Source organism: Legionella norrlandica (assembly GCF_000770585.1).
Taxonomy (GTDB): Bacteria; Pseudomonadota; Gammaproteobacteria; order Legionellales; family Legionellaceae; genus Legionella; species Legionella norrlandica.
On record NZ_JNCF01000021.1, the window covers coordinates 15,072 to 36,072 of the forward strand.

Here is a 21,001-nt window from a genome sequence, read left to right on the forward strand (position 1 = left end):
CCCCCTTCATTCAAGCCTTTCTTATATTTATTATTATATTATTGGCTGATTCAAAAAACGACGAACTGTTTCTGATAGTGGCAATTTTATTAGTTTATATTTACTATTTTTTCCTTTGATTAGTTCAACTTGGGTCTTGGGGGTCTTGAATAATTGAGATAGGAAGGCTAAAAGTTCAGTATTAGCTGCTCCTTCATGAGGTTTGGCATGAATAGCAATATGTAAGGCATCATCTGTAATTGCCATCAACTGGGTATTTTTGGCATTAGGTTTCGCATAAATAGAAAGTTCGACATGATGATTTATGATTTTGAACCACATTTCATTTTCGCTTAGGATTAGCTTTAGTATTAGTTTATTCTCAAGAGATCTGAAAATGCAATTTTTATGCTTTTGTTTTCAGAAGTAAAAATCAAATCACATGAAACATTGCATTTCCAGATATCTTGGGTATATAATTCATGCCAATTTCGTTCAGATTGAATTATAGGCACGTAGCTCAGTGGTAGAGCACCACCTTGACATGGTGGTGGTCGGTGGTTCGATCCCACTCGTGCCTACCATAATATTTGAATTTCTAGTAGAATCTCTAACAGGCTACCTGTTGTATTAACGATTAAAGGTTTAAACCCTGCCATGCCTGCAGGGTTTTTTTTTACAAGAACCTGACAGATGGAAAGACGGATTAAGATTATGCCAAGCGTTAAATTGCCAGACGGAAGTATAAAACATTTCGATGCTCCACTTACTATTTATGATGTGGCTCATCATATTAGTCCTGGATTAGCTAAGGCAGCAATTGCAGGCCGAGTTGATGGCCGATTGGTGGATACATCTTATCTTATTAAAGAGGACTGTTCATTAATTATTGTGACTGATAAACACGAAGACAGTCTTGAGGTGATTAGACATTCTACCGCCCATTTACTAGCTCAGGCAGTGAAGGCTCTCTTCCCCTCAGCCCAAGTCACTATAGGTCCAGTCATAGAAGATGGGTTTTATTATGATTTTGCTTTTGGACGTTCTTTTACCCCCGAAGATTTGAGTTTAATTGAAGCAAAAATGCACGAATTTGCAAAAGCAAACTTTCCCATTACTCGTCGAGAATTACCGAGGAATGAAGCAATCCAATATTTTAAAAAACTAGGTGAAGAGTATAAGGCAAAAATTATTGCCGATATTCCAGAGGATGAGGTACTTTCTCTTTATAAACAAGGGGATTTTGAAGATTTGTGTCGTGGCCCTCATGTCCCCTCTACAGGTTTTCTGAAAGCATTTAAATTAACCAAAGTTGCTGGTGCTTACTGGCGTGGCGATTCAAATAATGAAATGTTGCAGCGGATTTACGGTACTGCTTGGGCCGATAAAAAATCGTTAGAAGATTACTTATTTCGTTTGGAAGAGGCTGAGAAACGCGATCATCGCAAGTTGGGTAAATCTCTGGATTTGTTTCATTTTCAGGATATAGCTCCTGGAATGGTTTTTTGGCATCCCAAAGGATGGACTATTTATCAAGAGCTGGAACGCTATATGCGTAATCGGTTAGTTGATTTTGGATATCAAGAAATTAGAACACCACAATTAGTTGACAAATCTTTGTGGGAAAAGTCAGGCCACTGGGAGAATTTTAGAGACGAAATGTTTGTTACTGAAACGGAGAGTCGTCACTATGCTGTTAAGCCTATGAGTTGCCCATGTCATGTCCAAATTTATAATAACGGTTTGAAAAGTTATAGAGATCTGCCTTTAAGATTATCAGAGTTTGGGAATTGTCATCGTTGTGAACCATCAGGATCTTTACATGGTTTAATGCGTGTTCGGAATATGGTTCAAGATGATGCGCATATCTTTTGTACAGAAGACCAAATTCAATCTGAAGTGGATATGATGTTAGAGTTGGTACAATCAGTATATAAGGACTTTGGTTTTAATGAAATAAAATATCGCCTGGCTCTTCGTCCTGAGAAACGAGTGGGTTCTGATGAGGTCTGGGATAAGGCTGAAAGTGCGCTAAAATCAGCAATGCAAGGAAGAAGTATTCAGTGGATAGATGCTCCTGGAGAAGGTGCATTTTATGGACCAAAAATTGAATGTTCTCTATCCGATTGTTTAGGCAGAATTTGGCAGTGTGGAACGATTCAAGTAGATTTTTCCATGCCTGTTCGTTTGGAGGCAAGCTATGTGGCTGAAGATGGAAGCAAGCAAACCCCAGTCATGTTGCATAGAGCCATCCTGGGTTCATTAGAACGATTTATGGGTATATTAATAGAGCATTATGCTGGAAAATTGCCTCTGTGGTTATCTCCTATTCAGGCTATTGTGCTGACTATTAGCGAAAAACATAATGAATATGCTGAAAAGGTAAGTAAAACTTTACAAAAAAGAGGGATTCGGGTCAATTTTGACTTGAGAAATGAAAAAATTGGTTTTAAAATTCGCGAGCACACCTTACAAAAGATCCCTTATTTATTGATTGTAGGTGATAAAGAGGTTGACAATTGTCAGGTTGCTGTTCGAACCCGTGATGGTGTTGACATGGGTGTGATGACAATAGATACAATTTGTGATACCTTAACGCAAGAAATTATCCGTAAAGGATCAATCTAAAACGAACTGGAGGGTTAAACCATTAGTGCACCAACTAAGCGTGAAAATGATCGCGCACGAATTAATGAACAGATCACTGTACCTGAGGTACGCTTAATTGATGTCGATGGTAACCAGGCAGGAATTGTATCAACGCGTGAAGCACTACGGGCAGCAGAAGAAAGCGGACTGGACTTGGTGGAGATTTCACCAACAGCAAAGCCACCTGTTTGCCGTATTATGGATTATGGTAAATTTCTCTTTGAGCTGAGTAAAAAACAAGCGGAAGCAAGAAAAAAACAAAAACAAATTCAGGTCAAGGAATTAAAATTTCGTCCTACGACGGAAGATGGAGATTATCAGGTCAAGCTACGCAACCTGATCCGTTTCCTAAATCATGGTGATAAAGTCAAAATCACACTACGGTTCCGTGGTCGTGAGATGGCTCATCAAGAACTTGGTATGAAAATTTTGGAACGTTTGCAGGCTGATACGGCTGATGTAGCAGTAATAGAACAGCAAGCCAAACGGGAAGGAAGGCAACTACTGATGGTCTTATCACCCAAAAAAACTAAGTAACGAATGCGGAGTAAATTGTTATGCCGAAGTTAAAGTCACATCGTGGAGCAGCTAAGCGCTTCCGAAAGACAGCAAGTGGTGCGATTAAACGTCGTGGCGCTTATAGGAATCATATCCTCACTAAAAAATCTACTAAGCAAAAACGTCATTTACGTGTTGGCGCTAGTACTTTGAAGCCATGCGATGCTCGTTTGGCTGAGCGTATGTTGCATGGTAGTTAAGGGGGAGACTGAATAATGCCAAGAGTAAAACGTGGTGTGACAGCAAAAGCACGTCACAAGAAAATTTTAAAACAAGCAAAAGGCTATTATGGTGCCCGTAGCCGGACCTATCGCGTTGCCAAACAAGCGGTAATTAAAGCTGGGCAATATGCTTATCGAGATAGAAGGCAGAAAAAGAGACAATTCCGTGCTTTGTGGATTACTCGCATCAATGCACAAGCTCGTGAATGCGGTTTGTCTTATAGCCGTTTGATTGATGGTTTAAAGAAGGCTTCTATCGAACTAGATAGAAAAATTCTGGCTGATATGGCTGTTCATGATAAAGTTGCTTTTGCTGCCATTGCAGAACAGGCTAAAGCAGCGTTGGCAGGTTAATTTTCAGTCTATTTTATTTATTGTTGATTCCTAAAGAATTTATTGGTTAGTAGTTCGCAATTGTTCAATACTCAATCTATATAGATTCTTGTTAGTTGCTTGCCCACAAAGCTGTGCAGTTAAATTTGGAATACCAACTTCATAAATCAAAGTAAGCTGTAAAATAAATTATTGAGGAGGCTAAGGCCTCCTTTTTACTTGTGAGTAGAACTATGCTGGTAGATATAAACGAGTTAAAAGAGCAAGCTTCGGAAGCAATCCAACTAGCCAAGGACATAGCTTCTCTTGAACAAATTCGCGTTGATGTTCTGGGTAAAAAGGGTCAGCTTACAGAATTGCTTAAAAAACTTGCTAATTTATCCGCTGAAGAAAAACCTCAATTCGGTCAATTGGTCAATCAAGCAAAACGAGAAATCAGTGCTTTGATTGAAACAAAGATGTCAGAGCTGAAAGAAGCGCAATTATTAGCTAAATTAGCAGCAGAACAAATAGATGTCACTCTTCCTGGCCGCAATCATTGCACAGGATCTTTGCATCCGGTTACCCAAGTAAAACATATAATTAATGATTTTTTTAGTCGTTTAGGCTTTGATATTGTTGAGGGGCCTGAAGTAGAAACAGAATTTTATAATTTTGAAGCGTTGAATATTCCTGGTCATCATCCAGCTCGTGCTATGCACGACACTTTTTACTTTGGGGATGGACGCTTATTAAGAACTCATACTTCTCCAGTACAAATTAGAACGATGGAACAACGCAAGCCTCCATTTCGTTTGATTGCTCCCGGTCGAGTTTATCGTTGCGATTCAGATGTCACTCATACCCCAATGTTTCATCAAGTAGAAGGTTTATTGATTGATAAACAGGCTACTTTGGCCGGGTTAAAAGGTTTATTGCAAGATTTTTTTGCTTATTTTTTTGGCCGAGAACTGGCTTTAAGATTTAGACCCTCGTATTTCCCTTTTACAGAACCTTCTGCAGAGGTCGATATAGAGTGCACTCAATGCAGTGGTAAAGGCTGTCGTTCTTGTAAATATACAGGTTGGCTTGAAGTATTAGGTTGTGGCATGGTTCATCCCAATGTATTAATGGCAGTTAATATATCGCCTGATGAATACCATGGCTGGGCCTTTGGCATGGTATTGATAGACTAGCGATGTTGTATTATGGCATAGACGATTTGCGGTTGTTGTTCGAAAATGATTTAACTTTCTTGCGGCAGTTCTGATCGTAGTCTAACCCCTTATTACACTTTGCTAATAAGTGGGATCAGCATGAAAATCTGGAGTCAATTGAAACAGCATAGATGAGGGTTTTAAATGAAAGTAAGTAAGTTATGGTTACAAGAATGGGTTAACTTCTCATTAACTGAAAAAGAGTTAGCCGATCAATTGACTATGGCTGGTTTGGAGGTAGATGCTGTTACCCCTGTAGCGGGACACTTCACTCATGTGATAGTTGCTGAGGTTCTAGGTACTAAGCCTCATCCTGATGCTGATAAATTGACTCTGTGTGAAGTTAATATCAATAAAGATAAACCTTTGAAAATTGTTTGTGGTGCTGCCAATGTAAGACCAGGTATAAAAGTGGCACTGGCGATGGTAGGTGCCCATTTGCCTGGTGGCCTTCAAATTAAGGAATCTAAGTTAAGAGGAGAGTTATCTCAAGGGATGCTGTGCTCTGCTGCAGAGTTAGGTTTGGTTGAGCACTCAGAAGGTATCATGGAGCTGGATAATGACGCCTCGATAGGGATGGATTTTCGTGAGTATCTCGCTCTTGATGATTATGTATTTGATATTGATCTGACTCCAAATCGAGCTGATTGTTTTAGCGTTTTAGGCATAGCTCGTGAAGTAGCTGTAATCAATAAATTGCCTTTGATAGAACACTCTATAACTACCGTACCTCCGGCAATAGACGATATTCTTCGTGTCAATTTGAAAAATTTGGATGCTTGCCCAAGATATTGTGGGCGTATTATTCGTAATATAAGCCAGAAGCAACTACTCCTGTATGGATGGCGGAGCGGCTCCGCCGTGGCGGAATTAGGACCCTGCACCCAGTAGTGGATGTCATGAATTATGTGATGCTGGAGTTAGGGCAACCGATGCATGCTTTTGATTTATCAAAAATTAACAGCCAGATTAATGTACGGTTTAGCACACCTGATGAACAATTAGAATTATTAGATGGTCAAAAAGTTACCTTAAATGACAACGTACTGGTAATCGCTGATAATGAAAAGCCACTTGCGATGGCAGGAATCATGGGCGGCGCTGAGAGTGCAGTGCAAGAGCAAACTCAAGATGTATTTCTGGAAAGTGCTTATTTTAATCCTGTTATCATTGCTGGGGTTGCTAGAAAATATGGATTGTTTAGTGATTCATCACAACGATATGAGAGAGGTGTAGATCCTGATTTGCAAACAAAGGCACTGGAAAGAGCTACAGAGTTAATTTTATCCATTGCAGGAGGAGCTCCCGGCCCCGTCATTGAATCTTGTGACAAAAAGTTCTTACCAGGGGCAGTTTCATTTTTATTTGATACTACGAAAGTTAAAAAATTAACTGGCTTAAGTATTCCTCTGAGTGAAATGAAAAATCTACTAGAGGGACTTGGTATCGTAATCACAAAAGAAACCAATCATTTTTTTGAAGTAACAATCCCTTCTCATCGAATAGATTTGCAACAAGATGCTGATTTAGTTGAAGAAATTATTCGTTTATATGGCTATGATAAATTACATGCTCAACCAATGAATACATTAGTGCAAGCGGGTGTAGTTAGTGCCAAAGAAAAAATTGCAACACGAATTTCATCCTGGTTTAGCGCAAAAGGATATCATGAAACTATCAGCTATAGCTTTGTGGATCCTGAGTTACAAGAAGCGCTGTATCCGCAAAAAGAGTTTATGCAACTGCTCAACCCAATATCTTCTGAACTATCGCAAATGCGAGCTGGGATGTGGCCTGGGTTAATTGCATCAATGATTTATAATAGCCATAGACAACAAACTGCAGTTAAGTTATTTGAAATTGGAGTGGTTTTTGATCTTGATGCAGGACAGTTAAAGGAACGCTCCTGTGTTGCAGGACTATTGATGGGTGAACAAGGAGGCTTGAATTGGAATGAAACCACACGATTGTTTGATTTTTATGATCTGAAGGGTGATTTGCAATCGTTATTTTCTTTACTGAAATTAGAGAACGTTGAGTTATTCAATCAACCCATCATGCTTTACATCCTGGACAATCAGCCCAGGTAGTAATTAATGGGAAGCATTCTGGATGGATAGGTCTTTTGCATCCTCGTTTAAATGATGCTTTTGATCTTAATCAAGACGTCATTTTATTTGAATTGAATCTGGAATCATTAATTAATCCTACTGCACCTTTATATAAACCAATTTCTAAATATCCGCAAATCAGGAGGGATTTATCCTTTTTAGTTGATAAACAAGTAAATGCCATGCAAATTGAGCGCGTTATTAGAAATACTGTAAAAGAGGATTGGTTAAAATCATTTGATGTATTTGATGTATATATGGGGAAGGGTATCCCTGAAGGAAAGAAAAGTATGGCTGTGGCTATGATACTTCAGGATGACACGCGGACATTGGTTGACGTCGAGATCAACTCGGTAATTAGTGCTATAATCAAGAAACTGGAAAGTGAATTTTCAATCTTTTTGAGGGAATAATCGTGAACGCACTAAGCAAAGCAATAATGGCAGAGACTTTATGTGATGAATTAAAATTATCTAAGCCTATCGCAAAGGAAATGGTTGAAAATTTCTTTGAAGAATTACGTCATGCCCTTGAGAATGGTCAGCACGTGAAGTTGTCAGGCTTCGGAAACTTTACTTTAAGAGATAAACCACAAAGACCAGGTAGAAACCCTAAGACTGGGGAAGAAATTCCCGTGGACGCGAGAAGAGTTGTTACTTTCAAGCCGGGTTTGAAACTAAAAACTAAAATTGAAAGAATAGGAAAATAGCTTGTTGTCTCATTATACCAAACATGTATTTATATGTACGAATCAGAAAGCTCCAGGTAAGCAGTGCTGCGCAAATTCCGGTGGAGAAGAATTTTTTGATTTTATGAAATCAAAGTTGCTAGAATTAGACTTGCATGGTCCTGGTAAAGTACGAGTAAGTAAATCCGGATGCCTTGGGCGCTGTAGTTCCGGACCTTGTATTGTTATTTACCCGGAAGGAGTTTGGTATACTTATTCTTCTTTCGTTGATATCGAACAAATTATCAAAAGTCATTTAATCAACGGCAAGATAGTAGAAGAATTATTAATTGACAAATAATATTAAGACTTATTAGCAATTTATTTTAAGGTTCTTCCTTTGCATTGCGATTGGCGTTTTGCAGACAAAACGTTGATAAGTAAGTTGTAATAAAGATGGTAAAATATTTGGCATTTGGTCATTAATTTGATGTTTTCATTGTATTTTGATTAATTGTACATATTTTTTTATCCATTTTACTTGTAGGTTGTTTCTGTTTTGGTTAAAATCGCCCGTCCATGATAGAAAGATTACCAATTGAGGCGGTTCGGAGTTTATTTAATGAAGACATTTAGTGCAAAAGGCAATGAAGTCAAGCGTGACTGGTTTGTTGTCGATGCCAGTGAAAAAGTTTTGGGTCGCTTGGCAAGTGAGATTGCCCGTCGTTTACGCGGCAAACATAAAGCTGAGTATACTCCTCATGTTGATACAGGCGATTACATTATTGTAACTAATGCGGAAAAGGTTATTGTAACTGGTCGTAAATTTAAAAATAAAATGTATCATCACCACACCGGTTATCCGGGAGGAATCAAATCGACTTCCTTTGAAAAATTGCAAAGTAAAAACCCTGTAAAAATTATTGAGCTTGCTGTAAAAGGCATGTTGCCAAAAAATCCATTGGGTAGAGAGATGTATCGCAAATTGAAGGTATATGCTGGCAGCGAACATCCTCATACTGCGCAACAACCGAAGCAACTTGAGATTGAGGAATAAATATAATGGCTGAAATCAAGCAATATTATGGCACCGGCCGTAGAAAAAGTTCGATTGCACGAGTATTTTTGCGTCCAGGAAAAGGTGAGATCAAAGTAAATGATAGAAGTTTGCAAGAGTATTTCTGTCGTGAAACCTCTTGTATGGTTGTAATGCAACCATTGGAAACAGTCGATCTTACCGATAAATTTGATATATACATCACTGTCACAGGCGGTGGCATATCTGGTCAAGCTGGAGCTGTTCGTTTAGGGATAGCCAGAGCATTGGTTGCATATGATGAAGAGGGTTTGGTTGAAAGTGCTGAATCACGTTCTGATTCCTTCCGTCGCAAGCTTCGTGCTCGTGGTTTATTGACTCGTGATTCCAGACGTGTTGAAAGGAAGAAAGTGGGTTTACACAAAGCCCGTCGAGCTACTCAATACTCCAAACGGTAATAACGCTTTTTTTAAAAAGCCTCGTTTTATGCGAGGCTTTTTATTTTCCAAATAGCCTTGATGTTCGAGTTGACTTATTATCAAGATGTTACGCCGCCCTATCTAATCGTTTTAAAAATTGTTATTCTTTGTTATAACTAACATAATTAGGTAGACTGGTTAATAGTCTCAACTTAATGAATTAAGACTGGGCTTGTAGCTCGGATTAGCATAGTGTGATGCGGGAGTTTTGTGGCATGCGATAATTAATCTTGAATTGCATTGTCTAATCCAGGCCACGATCTAAGTTGATGTCATTAGGCAGGTTGAAGCCAGTTCATAAATCAATTCAGGATGATAAAGCAGTGAACGACATGACTGAGCCCAATCAGGATGTAATTAATAATCAAGATGATCAATTGGATGAAGAGAGGCGTCGATTTTTATTAGCTACTACGTATGTCATAGGTGGTGTAGGCGCAGCTTGTGCCTTGACTCCTTTTATCACTTCCTGGTTACCAAGCTCTAAGGCCCAAGCAGCCGGTGCTCCAATAAAAGTAGATGTTAGTAGAATGGAACCAGGTGAGCAAGCTATTGTTGAATGGCGAGGTAAACCCGTTTGGATAATTAAGCGTACGAAAGATATGCTCCAACAATTGCAAAAAGAAGACGAGTCACAATTAAGAGATCCGGATTCTTTGGTTGAGCAACAACCCGAGTATGCGCAAAATAAATTTCGTTCTATTAATCCTGAGTTCTTGGTTTTAATAGGGATTTGCACGCATTTAGGATGTTCTCCTAAATACAAACCTAATTTGGGTGAACTAGGCCCAGATTGGCCTGGAGGCTTTTTTTGTCCATGCCATGGATCAATGTTTGATCTTTCAGGCAGAGTATTTAAGGGTGTACCTGCCCCAATTAACTTGGAAGTACCTCCCTATCACTTTTTAGATGATCATACCATTATAATTGGTGAAGATGCGAAATAAGGATTAAGGCATGAATGGGTTAGTCAATTGGTTAGATGAACGTTTCCCTCTTATTAGCACTTGGAAAGCACATTTTAGTAATTATTATGCCCCCAAGAATTTTAATTTTTTTTATTTTTTTGGTTCTTTGGCCTTAGTTGTTTTGGTTAATCAAATTATAACCGGGCTGTGGCTTACTATGTTTTATACACCAAATGCAGAGCAGGCATTTTCTTCAGTTGAATTCATAATGAGGGATGTGAATTTTGGCTGGTTATTACGATATATGCACTCTACAGGTGCTTCCGCTTTTTTTATTGTTATCTATTTACATATGTTTCGTGGTTTACTTTATGGCTCCTATCAAAAACCCCGTGAGTTAGTATGGCTATTAGGAATGTTTTTATATCTTTTATTAATGGCAGAAGCTTTCTTTGGTTATTTATTACCGTGGGGACAAATGTCTTATTGGGGGGCAGAGGTTATTACTTCTTTATTTGGTGCTATACCTTATATTGGCAAAGGGCTTGTTGTTTGGTTGAGAGGAGATTATTCAGTTGCTAATGCAACCTTGCAGCGATTTTTTGCCTTGCATGTGGTTGGTGTTCCACTGTTAATGCTAGTTCTCGTATTTTTGCACATTGTGGCTCTACATAAGGTAGGTTCAAACAACCCAGAAGGGATTGAAATTAAAAAAATACTCGATGAAAATGGTAAGCCGGCAGATGGAATTCCTTTTCACCCCTATTACACAGTGAAAGACTTTGTCGGGATTATTGTGTTCTCAATTTTATTTTTTGCAGTCGTATTTTTTGCCCCAGAAATGGGTGGATACTTTTTAGAGCACGCTAATTTTGTTCCAGCGAATCCTATGGTGACTCCAGATCACATTGCTCCAGTATGGTATCTAGCTCCCTTTTATGCCATTTTAAGAGCAATCCCTGATAAATTAATTGGAGTAGTTTGTATGGTGTCAGCCATATTACTGCTTTTCTTTTTGCCTTGGCTAGATAAAAGTAAGGTTCACTCTATAAGATATAAAGGAGCATTGTCTAGGATCGCAATTACTTGTTTTGTTATTAGTTTGTTACTTTTAGGCTATTTAGGCACGACCCCTGTGACACCAGTGAAATTAATGTTAGCACGTATGGCTACTGTAGTTTATTTTTCTTATTTTATTTTAATGCCTATTTATAGCCGTCTTGAGAATACTCGACCAGTACCTATACGGATAGGTGGATAATGATGAAGAAAGGTTTTTTTACCGTTTTTGCAGTTTTTTTGCTGTTAACCGCTCAGATTGCATTTACAGAAAATCTAACCAAAATGGAACCTTTATCAGTTGATGTTACTGATAAAGAGAGTTTGCAACGAGGGGCAAAACTATTCATGAATTATTGTTCTGGATGCCACTCTTTGAAATATATGCGTTACAATCGAATGGCACAAGATTTGGGATTAATTACTTTTGACGGCCAGGTTGCTGAAGATTTATTAAAGAATAATCTAATATTCACACAGAGCAACATTTATGATCCTATCCAAATTGCTATGTCACCTGAGGATGCGAAGCAATGGTTTGGAATGGCTCCTCCCGATCTGTCTCTAAGTGCTCGAGACAGGGGACCTGTTTGGATATATAACTATTTGAAAAGTTTTTATAGTGATCCTTCAAGACCTTTTGGCACAAATAACTTACTTATTCCTGATGTTGCTATGCCCAATGTTTTAGAGCCCTTGATTGGAAAAGTTGTCCTCGTGAAAAATAAAAATCCCCATTCTGATAGTCTAATGGTGGTGACGGGTGGTGAGATGTATGAAAGCGAATTTGATAGTGCCTTAAAGGATTTAGTAACTTTTCTAGTTTATGTAGGTGAACCAGCCAAATTGATTCGTTATAAGTTAGGGGTGTTTGTAATGCTTTTCTTCGGTATTTTCTTTATAGCAGCCTATTCTCTAAAGAAAGCGTATTGGAAGCAATTAAAATAAGATTAAGTAATTAAGTCACTGAGGTAGGGGGCTGTTGACAATTCGAGCTGAAACCTCAAAATTAGCACAAGAGGATAAACTGGTTTCTTAGGCTGGAAATCATATTAAAATAAGAAGATTTAGACACAAAGTAACCCAGAAGACTAAAAATGTGTTAGAATATCAATCTTTGTACAGTAGAATAGACAGAGCCTATTTAAGAGGCTAAATGAATTGATAGGAGTTAGGTAATGGCAATCGTTGCAAAGCGTACCATAATGTCTTTATTTTCTGATATAGATGATGTTTATAGTCACCAAGTTCGAATTGTTCTGGCAGAAAAAGGAGTCAATGTTGAAATCCTTCCAGTAAAGGAAGATGATCCTGGAGCTGACTTGTTGTCGATTAATCCTTATGGAACAGTACCTACCTTGATTGATAGAGAGCTTGTCTTATATGAGGCACGAATTATAATGGAATATCTGGATGAGCGTTTTCCTCATCCTCCTTTATTACCAGTTTATCCCGTTGCTCGGGCAGAAACACGTAAAATGATGCATAGAATCGAACAAGATTGGTATTATTTAATGAATGCTATTCTTAAAGATGAATCTGCTGAGCAAGCTAGAGCTAATTTGTTTGAAAGCTTAACTAGCCTGGATCCTGTTTTTGCAGATAAACACTATTTCTTAAGTGATGAATTCTCATTACTAGATTGTGCCCTGGCTCCTTTATTATGGCGATTACCTAAACTAGGACTAGATATTTCACCAACTTTTAAAGGAATAAATTCTTACATGCAGCGTGTATTTAAACGAGAATCATTCCAAACAAGTTTGACTGACGCTGAGAGACAAATTAGAGCAGCATAATATGGAAATGACATCAAATAGACCCTACTTGATTCGTGCCTTCTATGATTGGATAGTAGATAATGATTTAACCCCCTATATCCTTGTAGACGCATCATATCCCAATGTGCAAGTACCTGGCGATCATGTTCGCCATGATAGAATCGTGTTGAATATTTCACCATCAGCTACACGTGGGCTGTTATTAGAAAACGATCGTATAGTATTTACAGCACGTTTTTCAGGACAAACAGAGCAAATTTTTATTGTTCCCAATGCTGTTTTAGAAATTTATGCCAAAGAAAATGGAAGAGGTATCGCTTTTCCTTCTGAGGAAGGGGATGGTGAGCCACCACCTAAGACTTCTTCACCGTCTGAAGGCACTTCAAAAAGCAAGCCAGCATTAAAATTGGTAAAGTAAAAACTATAGTTATATAAACAGATTTTTATTGACTGAATATGCTGTTGCTTAGCCTATCTAAAGGACGATGCAATGCTCTTGAAGATGATAGATCTGAAAGCCTGAAAATTTAGAGCATTGCGAATTACTAGGACTCAAGTTAATTGGGAGCTTATAAGTGAACAAGCTAGAGAACGCACTGTATCGTTGTGAACAAATTAGGGCTTGTGAGCAACAGGCTGCACAATTGTATCAAAAGGATGAGAATGCTCTTATGGCTCAAGCTGGGGCAGAGGCATTTTCTTTTTTGCAGAAACTCTATCCTCACGTAAATCATATCGCTGTCTTTTGTGGAGCTGGCAATAATGCCGGTGATGGTTATGTTTTAGCCAGGTTAGCTCATGAACAAGGATTTTCAGTCACAGTATATCAATGCAAATCGCTAGAAGATTTGCCTTCTGCTGCTAGAAATGCAGCACGCTTGGCTTTGGCAGCAGGGGTAGAATGTCAGTCTGCGGATGAACCATTAGATAGTGAAGCTGAATTAATTGTTGATGCACTTTTAGGTATTGGGTTAAAAGGACCCGTACATGGCATTATTGCTAATGCAATTCATCAAATTAATGCTAGTGGGCTACCTGTTTTATCTATAGATGTTCCCTCAGGTTTGAATGCTGACACAGGGATAGTAGAAAATTTTTGTGTCAAAGCGACTGCCACCATCACCTTCATCGGACTAAAAACAGGTATGTACACTTTGGATGGGCCTGATTATTGTGGGGTTATTCGATGCAGTAATTTAAGTTTAGAGGCTTGCAGAACTAAATTAACTCCTTATGCTTCTCTATTAAGAGATTCCGCCTTGCCCTTGCCTTTGGCTGCTAGAAAAAAGAACTCCCACAAAGGAAATTATGGACACGTTTTAATAATAGGAGGTGGTCCAGGGATGCCTGGAGCAGTGAGCTTGGCAGCAAAAGGCGCATTGAGAACTGGGGCTGGAATTGTAAGTATCGCAACCTGGCCCGATCATGTAAAAGGCAGTTCGCCATTCATTCCTGAGGCGATGATTTGGGGTGTTAACACAGCGGAAGAGTTAATGCCTCTGTTGGCAAAAGCTACTGTTTGTGTTATTGGTCCTGGATTAGGTGATAGCGATTGGGCACAAACTTTATTCTTGGCAGCAATCACATCTCAGCTACCAATGATTATTGATGCTTCCGCATTGCGATGGCTTTCTCACCATCCTCAAATGGATGATAATTGGATTTTAACTCCACATCCTGGAGAGGCAGCGAGTTTGCTTTCATGTACTGTGAGAGATGTCCAGAGGGATAGATTTAACGCCGCGTCTGCTATACAGCAGCAATATGGTGGTGTGGTAGTTTTAAAAGGAGTAGGGTCAGTTATTCAAACAACTGAGAAGAATATTTTTGTCTGCCCCAAAGGTAATCCTGGAATGTCCACGGCCGGTATGGGTGATATTTTAAGTGGTATTATTGCGGCCTTTTGTGCCCAAGGCTTTGCATTGTCCGATGCCGCAAAGTTAGGCGTATGGGTTCATGCTGTTGCAGGAGATAAAGTGGCTGAAAATTCAGGCGAGGTTGGATTATTAGCGAGTGATTTACTGGATTATATCCCAGGCATTTTAAATTGTATTTAGAGGGTATGATCTCGAATTGATGTGTGATGGATCAGTAGAGGATTTTTTCTAAACTGATTTATTATCTATTAGTGTTCCGGTTATGATAATTGAAGATAATGATGAATTAATAATTTTGGATTTGGCTAATGAAGAGGAAAGCAAACGATTTGCAGAAAAATTGGTGTTTTGTATAAAAGCGCCTTTGGTGATCACATTTAGTGGAGAAATAGGCACTGGCAAAACAACTATCATTCGGGCTATGCTCAGAGCATTGGGAGTTGTTTCAGCCATCAAGAGCCCAACTTTTTCATTAGTAGAGAGTTACGCGTGCCATGAGTGGCATATTCATCACTTTGATTTGTATCGGATTCATGAGGAAGAAGAATTAGATTATTTAGGTTTTAGAGATTATTTCTCCAAACAAAGTATTTGTTGTATCGAATGGCCAGAGAAAGCTGGGAAAACGTTGCCTTCAGTCGATATTCGGTTTAATTTAAATATTAAAGGGTCTGGACGCTTAATGCAAATGTCTGCATTAAGTGGAGCTGGTAAAAAAATTTTAGCTTGCCTAGCAGGTGAATGATGATTAAACGAGTATGGGGGTGGGGTCTAATATTATATCTATTGGGTTCGTTTACTGTGTTTTCTGCCCAGCTAAAAAATATTTCTTTGTCTCAGCAATCAGGTATTACTTCCCTTTATTTTACGATCCAAGGATCATTTACTCATAAACTGTTTACCTTAAGCAATCCAAGTCGAGTAGTTTTGGATTTCAGCAACACTCATTTGGTTGGGGTGAACATAAATCAGTTGCATTTGACTAACTCTCTTATTCAACAAGTGCGAAGTGGAACTTCTGCTCAAAATACTTTACGCCTTGTTATGGATGTCAAGCAACCTGTTCAGGTCCGCTCTTCTCCATGGAAACCGAAGGAAGGATTTAATGGAATTAAGGTCGATTTTCTTAATGATACTCGTACTGCTTCGAAGAGTTCTGGTCAATTAGACAGAATTAAATCATCAATACAAAAGAACAACATACAAGCAATTAAACAACCTTCTGAGTATAGAATAACCCATGACAAACCTATCAACATTTCGAAAAATCCAGCTAATAAACCATTGCGTGATGTTGTGGTGGTTTTAGATGCTGGTCATGGAGGTAAGGATCCTGGGGCGAGAGGACCGCGGCGGACCAATGAAAAAGATGTGGTATTAGCCATCACTTTAAAATTAAAACGATTAATAGATAGGCAGCCGGGTATGCGGGCAGTTCTGACTCGCTCCGGAGATTATTATGTTGGACTTAGGCAACGTTTGGATATTGCTAGAAAATATAATGGCGATGTGTTTATTTCTATCCATGCGGATGCATTTAATAATCCTCACTCCAATGGCGCTTCAGTATTTGCCCTATCACAAAGCGGGGCAACCAGTGAAGCAGCACGTTGGTTAGCAGAAAAAGAGAACTATTCTGAACTTGGTGGTGTCAATCTGGATGAGTTGGATGATAGTAATGGTGTCGTGCGTTCTGTCCTGATTGATTTATCACAAACAGCAACCATCAATGCCGGATTAGACATGGGTGGAAAAGTATTGAGGCAATTGGATAATTTTACTACTCTGCATAATAACAAAGTAGAGCAGGCACGTTTTGTAGTACTAAAGTCGCCAGATATTCCTTCTATTTTAGTTGAAACAGGATTTATATCGAATCCCAGGGAAGAAGCCAACTTGACTAGTTCCGCATACCAAGAGCGGTTAAGCCAAGCTATATTTCAAGGGTTAAAGGGGTATTTTTATGATCATCCGCCCCATGGGACACGAATTGAGGCGATGATTTCTTCTCATTCCCATATCGTTAGGAATGGGGAAACTCTTCCTGCTATTGCAGCTCGTTATCGTATGTCTACGAGGGCATTACAAGCTATGAATCATCTTCCAGGTAGCACAAAACTTATACCTGGGCAAAAATTAGTGATACCTTCCACATGGGGATGAGGATACATCAGTTATCACCAGCTATAGCTAATCAAATAGCTGCTGGAGAAGTTATAGAAAAACCGGCATCGGTGGTTAAGGAGTTGTTGGAAAATTCTTTAGATGCTGGGGCTAGTGCAATTACTATTGAAGTCAGTTATGGTGGGCTTCTTCAAATTAAAGTGAGTGATAATGGAGCGGGAATAGTAGGTGATGACTTACCTTTAGCTGTTGCTGCTCATGCTACTAGTAAAATTAAAACGCTTAACGATTTATATTCTATTGAGAGTATGGGGTTTAGAGGAGAAGCATTAGCCAGTATTGCCTCGGTGGCTAAGGTGACTATTATTTCCAAGCCAGAAGCTCAGGAAAATGCCATGATGTTACGAGTTGTTGGGGATGAGATGACTCTTACTCCTTGCGCACGCAATGTTGGAACCACTGTCGATGTGTCTGATTTGTTTTATAATGCACCAGTACGTAAGCGTTTTTTAAAAAGCGAGAAATTAGAATTTCAGGCAATAGAAATGCTGGTTAGACGTTTTGCATTAAGTGCCCCAACGATCGCATTAACATTGAAGCATAATAAGAAACTAATCTTTTCTTTACCGCCCGCGCTGAATGAGCAAGCGAAACAGATTCGTATGAGCAAAATTCTTGGCAGCTCATTTCTGCAGGAAGCAATATTCCTTGAAGCAACACTTGGAGATATGAGTCTCTATGGTTGGCTTAGTAGTCCTAATCTGCAACGCAGTCAAAATGATAAGCAGTGGATTTACGTTAATAAAAGAATGGTCAAGGATAAGTTGCTTCAGCACGCTTTAAAGCAATCTTATGATGGATTACTTCATCCAGGAAGATTCCCAATTTGTTTATTGTATTTTACTCTACCTAGTGCTGAAGTGGATGTGAATGTCCATCCCACAAAACATGAGGTAAGATTCCAACAACCCCGGTTGGTACATGATTTTTTTACCACACAATTAACTAAAGCCCTACATTCCAGCCTTTCTGGTCCCATGTCTCATGGTTCTTCTGAGCAAGGTATGGGGCTGGTGAAACCTTTGGATTCTATGAATAACCCGCAAAAAATTGGCAATATAGAATACGGGTGTCCCCCTTACTCTACTATTATGGAAGCAAGCGTTGTATCCGAGCCATATAACCTCCATCATAAGAATAAGATGAAGGGCGATGGAGTCCAATGTCATTCATTTTTAATTCAGGAGGGAATTCCTTTATCACCGATTAAATTCAATAAAGGTCAAGTTTATGGGGAACATGCAAAATACTATTCAGAAAAAGAGATGCCTTGGGTTATACTAAATGAACAGTTTATTTTGGTATTTATAAGTCACGAACCTTACCTTATTGACGTTGTGGCTATTTTTCAAGGATGGCTAAAAAAGCGATTAATTAATAAGATATTGCCTTTGGCCTGCAGACCTTTGCTAGTACCAATTAGTTATTTCTTACCCGAACAGTGTAAGTATAGAATAGATGATTTAAAGGGCGAATTGGCTCAAATTGGAATACAAATCGAATGCTCTGATGTGGACAGGTTATTAATCCGTAGTATCCCTTTGGAGGCTCCCTATTTGAATTTTAAGCTTTTTTTTAGCTCTCTTGGTGGGTTAGATTCTTTGTCGACCGATAAATTAATAGAGTTAATCTGTGTTTCACAATCTTTTCAGCCTAAACAATTGACCATAGAAGAACGAAGTGAAATGAATCAATGGATAATTGAACTATTCTCTACAGAGAAATCTAGAAATATAGGGAAAGCACTCACTGTTGATGATTGTCGGATGTTATTGAATGACTAATTTGGTGTTTTGTTTAATGGGACCAACTGCATCAGGAAAAACAGGTTTGGCTTGTGAGTTAGTAGCTCATTTTCCTTTCGAAATTATTAGCGTTGATTCAGCAATGATTTACAGAGGTATGGATATTGGAACAGCAAAACCTTCAGGCCAAGAGTTATTGAAAGCTCCTCATTTTTTAATTGATATTAAAGATCCAGTGGAATCCTATTCGGCTGCTCAATTTTGTTCTGATGCTTTATCTTTATGCGATGCCATAATCAAGAGAGGTAATATTCCTTTGTTAGTGGGTGGCACTATGATGTATTTTAATGCCCTACAACAAGGATTATCTACATTACCTGAGGCAGATGAGAAGATTCGCAAGCAATTGGAAGTAGAAGCCTCACTACACGGTTGGGATTTTCTTCATCAAAGATTAAGTCAGCTAGATCCTATTACGGCTGCTCGCATACATGCTCATGATGCACAAAGAATACAAAGAGCATTAGAAGTGTATTACTTAACTGGTTCAACATTATCTGCCTATCTTGCGGAACATGTTGAGAAACCAGATTATTATTTTGTAAATTTTGCTCTTTTCCCTCAGCATAGAGCTTGGTTACATGAGCGTATCAGAAAACGATTTGAGGTTATGCTTTTAGAAGGATTTGTCGACGAAGTGAAGCAATTACAGGAAAGATGGGCTTTGCAAATGAGCTTACCTTCCATGCGGTGCGTAGGCTATAGGCAAATACTTGAGTATCTGCAGGGCCAGTATGACTATGAAACGATGCAGGAAAAAGGTATGGCAGCAACAAGACAATTAGCTAAACGCCAATTAACCTGGCTTAGGCATTGGGAAGGAGCATTATTCTATGATTCGCAAAAAGAGCGTTTTAGTGCAGATATTATAGCGAAAATCAGGGAAATATTAGATAATAATGTCTCTCAGTGAAATCATGCCACAAAGGATCAACATGGAGAAAACAAAAAAAGAACCTGCCAGTACTAAAAAGAATTATGTAGTACATAGAAATGAATTACCATTGAGCTGTCCAACAGATGAGATGGAGCTGTGGAATGCCCATCCCAAGGTCTATTTGCCAATAGATAAAACAGGTGTAGAGGTATGCCCTTATTGTGGCTCACGTTTTGTCTTACAGAATGATTAAATCAATTGGTATCATAAGACTTTCTGCTTTAGGTGATGTTTTGATGTTGGTTCCCCTGATAAGGACCTTACAAAACAAATTCCCAGATGTTCAATTAACCTGGATAATTTCTAAGCCAGCTTTTTATTTGGTGGAAGGAATGGAGGGTGTTGAATTTATCGTAATTGATAAGCCTAAAACGCTCAAAGATTATTGGTTGTTTAGAAAACAAATGTCTAAACGTCAGTTTGATATATTACTGGCCCCTCAAGCCAGTTTTAGAACTAATTTATTGATCCCATTAATCAAGGCTAATCGCAAAGTGGGTTATGATGCCCATAGAGCAAATGATGGACATCGTTATTTTATAAAAGAAGCTATTGCCCCAGGTTTTGAACATACGCTGGAAGGTTTTTTGAAATTTGCTGAGCCTTTGGGTATTAAGGAAAAAATAATACGTTGGGATCTGCCAATTACTCGAGCAGATTATGAGTGGGCACAAGCTCATTTGCCGGAACAAGATGAACCCATTTTAGTGGTTAATCCTGCAGCCAGCAAACCTGAGCGCAGTTGGCTGGCAGAGCGATATATTGAAGTGTTAAGACAGGTGCAGGCAAAATGGAATGCTCAAGTAGTTTTGACCGGTGGTCCAGGAGACCATGATAGATGGTTAGCAGAGCAAATCATTAAGGAAATTCCAGTGGTGGATTTGGTTGGTAAAACGAAGCCCAAACAACTGTTAGCAGTAATTAGTAAAGCAAAAGCCGTATTATGTCCTGATACAGGCCCTTCTCATATGGCTGCTGCTGTTGGTACTCCTGTTGTAGCTCTGCATGCTGTAACCAATCCGCATATTTCTGGCCCATATACTTTCCAACATTTAGTAGTAAATAAATATCCTCAAGCAGTGCAAATGGTATTGGGTATTGCTCCTAAGGAAAATGTTTGGGGTACACAAGTGCATGGATATGAGGCTATGAAATTAATTACTGTAGATGATGTAATGAAAAAATTAACTGAAATATTTTTATGAGTTTGATTTTGAGGAG

At 38.8% G+C, this 21,001-nt stretch carries 21 protein-coding genes, 1 tRNA gene and 2 pseudogenes; 23 read left to right on the plus strand and 1 reads right to left on the minus strand.

Translation table 11 applies throughout. The features are described 5' to 3' along the window. Positions 1 to 33: 33 nt before the first annotated feature. The gene (locus OK13_RS07040) at positions 34 to 321 is read right to left on the minus strand and encodes a DUF167 domain-containing protein (RefSeq protein ID WP_035889276.1); all 288 of its coding nucleotides are present in this window, start codon (positions 319 to 321) and stop codon (positions 34 to 36) included. Positions 322 to 488: 167 nt separating this feature from the next. Here OK13_RS07040 and OK13_RS07045 point away from each other — a divergent pair. The 23 genes and pseudogenes from OK13_RS07045 to OK13_RS07155 all read left to right on the plus strand — a co-directional run bounded on the left by OK13_RS07045 (position 489) and on the right by OK13_RS07155 (position 20,985). Then, positions 489 to 563 (plus strand) — tRNA-Val (locus tag OK13_RS07045). 130 nt (positions 564 to 693) lie between these two features. Beyond that, the gene (gene thrS / locus OK13_RS07050; RefSeq protein ID WP_035889283.1) at positions 694 to 2,607 is read left to right on the plus strand and encodes a threonine--tRNA ligase; all 1,914 of its coding nucleotides are present in this window, start codon (positions 694 to 696) and stop codon (positions 2,605 to 2,607) included. Positions 2,608 to 2,628: 21 nt separating this feature from the next. After that, positions 2,629 to 3,165, plus strand: a complete 537-nt coding sequence (infC, locus tag OK13_RS07055; protein WP_035889288.1) for a translation initiation factor IF-3 — start codon at positions 2,629 to 2,631, stop codon at positions 3,163 to 3,165. Positions 3,166 to 3,185: 20 nt separating this feature from the next. After that, positions 3,186 to 3,386 (plus strand): 50S ribosomal protein L35, encoded by a 201-nt coding sequence (gene rpmI, locus OK13_RS07060; protein WP_035889291.1) that lies wholly within the window; start codon positions 3,186 to 3,188, stop codon positions 3,384 to 3,386. A gap of 15 nt (positions 3,387 to 3,401) precedes the next feature. Then, positions 3,402 to 3,761 (plus strand): 50S ribosomal protein L20, encoded by a 360-nt coding sequence (gene rplT, locus OK13_RS07065; RefSeq protein WP_035889293.1) that lies wholly within the window; start codon positions 3,402 to 3,404, stop codon positions 3,759 to 3,761. 212 nt (positions 3,762 to 3,973) lie between these two features. Next, a pseudogene (gene pheS, locus OK13_RS07070) lies at positions 3,974 to 4,989 on the plus strand (phenylalanine--tRNA ligase subunit alpha). Positions 4,990 to 5,080: 91 nt separating this feature from the next. Then, a pseudogene (gene pheT / locus OK13_RS07075) lies at positions 5,081 to 7,460 on the plus strand (phenylalanine--tRNA ligase subunit beta). A gap of 2 nt (positions 7,461 to 7,462) precedes the next feature. Next, positions 7,463 to 7,756 (plus strand): integration host factor subunit alpha, encoded by a 294-nt coding sequence (locus tag OK13_RS07080; RefSeq protein WP_081964894.1) that lies wholly within the window; start codon positions 7,463 to 7,465, stop codon positions 7,754 to 7,756. Between the two features lies 1 nt (position 7,757). Beyond that, complete coding sequence (locus OK13_RS07085; RefSeq protein ID WP_173402497.1) at positions 7,758 to 8,075, plus strand: (2Fe-2S) ferredoxin domain-containing protein; 318 nt, start codon at positions 7,758 to 7,760, stop codon at positions 8,073 to 8,075. Between the two features lie 261 nt (positions 8,076 to 8,336). Then, positions 8,337 to 8,771, plus strand: coding sequence for a 50S ribosomal protein L13 (gene rplM / locus OK13_RS07090; RefSeq protein ID WP_035889296.1), 435 nt, complete (start codon positions 8,337 to 8,339; stop codon positions 8,769 to 8,771). A 5-nt stretch (positions 8,772 to 8,776) separates the two neighbouring features. After that, the gene (gene rpsI / locus OK13_RS07095) at positions 8,777 to 9,208 is read left to right on the plus strand and encodes a 30S ribosomal protein S9 (RefSeq protein ID WP_035889298.1); all 432 of its coding nucleotides are present in this window, start codon (positions 8,777 to 8,779) and stop codon (positions 9,206 to 9,208) included. 353 nt (positions 9,209 to 9,561) lie between these two features. After that, complete coding sequence (petA, locus tag OK13_RS07100) at positions 9,562 to 10,176, plus strand: ubiquinol-cytochrome c reductase iron-sulfur subunit (protein ID WP_035889359.1); 615 nt, start codon at positions 9,562 to 9,564, stop codon at positions 10,174 to 10,176. Positions 10,177 to 10,186: 10 nt separating this feature from the next. Then, positions 10,187 to 11,398 carry a cytochrome b gene (locus OK13_RS07105; protein WP_035889300.1) on the plus strand — a complete coding sequence of 404 codons (1,212 nt, stop codon included), beginning with the start codon at positions 10,187 to 10,189 and terminating at the stop codon, positions 11,396 to 11,398. A 2-nt stretch (positions 11,399 to 11,400) separates the two neighbouring features. Next, complete coding sequence (locus OK13_RS07110; protein ID WP_152571622.1) at positions 11,401 to 12,144, plus strand: cytochrome c1; 744 nt, start codon at positions 11,401 to 11,403, stop codon at positions 12,142 to 12,144. Between the two features lie 230 nt (positions 12,145 to 12,374). Continuing rightward, positions 12,375 to 12,995, plus strand: coding sequence for a stringent starvation protein SspA (gene sspA / locus OK13_RS07115; protein ID WP_035889304.1), 621 nt, complete (start codon positions 12,375 to 12,377; stop codon positions 12,993 to 12,995). Position 12,996: 1 nt separating this feature from the next. Beyond that, positions 12,997 to 13,395 carry a ClpXP protease specificity-enhancing factor gene (locus OK13_RS07120; protein ID WP_035889305.1) on the plus strand — a complete coding sequence of 133 codons (399 nt, stop codon included), beginning with the start codon at positions 12,997 to 12,999 and terminating at the stop codon, positions 13,393 to 13,395. 157 nt (positions 13,396 to 13,552) lie between these two features. Next, complete coding sequence (locus tag OK13_RS07125) at positions 13,553 to 15,034, plus strand: bifunctional ADP-dependent NAD(P)H-hydrate dehydratase/NAD(P)H-hydrate epimerase (protein WP_035889306.1); 1,482 nt, start codon at positions 13,553 to 13,555, stop codon at positions 15,032 to 15,034. Between the two features lie 82 nt (positions 15,035 to 15,116). After that, positions 15,117 to 15,599: a tRNA (adenosine(37)-N6)-threonylcarbamoyltransferase complex ATPase subunit type 1 TsaE gene (gene tsaE / locus OK13_RS07130; RefSeq protein ID WP_035889310.1), complete on the plus strand. Its 483-nt coding sequence runs from the start codon at positions 15,117 to 15,119 to the stop codon at positions 15,597 to 15,599. Beyond that, positions 15,599 to 17,017, plus strand: coding sequence for an N-acetylmuramoyl-L-alanine amidase family protein (locus tag OK13_RS07135; RefSeq protein ID WP_035889312.1), 1,419 nt, complete (start codon positions 15,599 to 15,601; stop codon positions 17,015 to 17,017). The genes tsaE and OK13_RS07135 overlap by 1 nt, the downstream gene beginning before the upstream one ends. Continuing rightward, positions 17,008 to 18,822 carry a DNA mismatch repair endonuclease MutL gene (gene mutL / locus OK13_RS07140; protein WP_035889314.1) on the plus strand — a complete coding sequence of 605 codons (1,815 nt, stop codon included), beginning with the start codon at positions 17,008 to 17,010 and terminating at the stop codon, positions 18,820 to 18,822. The genes OK13_RS07135 and mutL overlap by 10 nt, the downstream gene beginning before the upstream one ends. Beyond that, entirely contained in the window at positions 18,815 to 19,756 is a 942-nt protein-coding gene (gene miaA, locus OK13_RS07145; RefSeq protein ID WP_035889317.1) for a tRNA (adenosine(37)-N6)-dimethylallyltransferase MiaA, read from the plus strand. Before mutL ends, miaA begins: the two co-directional genes overlap by 8 nt. 22 nt (positions 19,757 to 19,778) lie before the next feature. Then, positions 19,779 to 19,973: a zinc-finger domain-containing protein gene (locus OK13_RS07150; RefSeq protein WP_035889318.1), complete on the plus strand. Its 195-nt coding sequence runs from the start codon at positions 19,779 to 19,781 to the stop codon at positions 19,971 to 19,973. Then, positions 19,966 to 20,985, plus strand: coding sequence for a glycosyltransferase family 9 protein (locus OK13_RS07155; RefSeq protein ID WP_035889321.1), 1,020 nt, complete (start codon positions 19,966 to 19,968; stop codon positions 20,983 to 20,985). Before OK13_RS07150 ends, OK13_RS07155 begins: the two co-directional genes overlap by 8 nt. Positions 20,986 to 21,001: the final 16 nt, after the last annotated feature.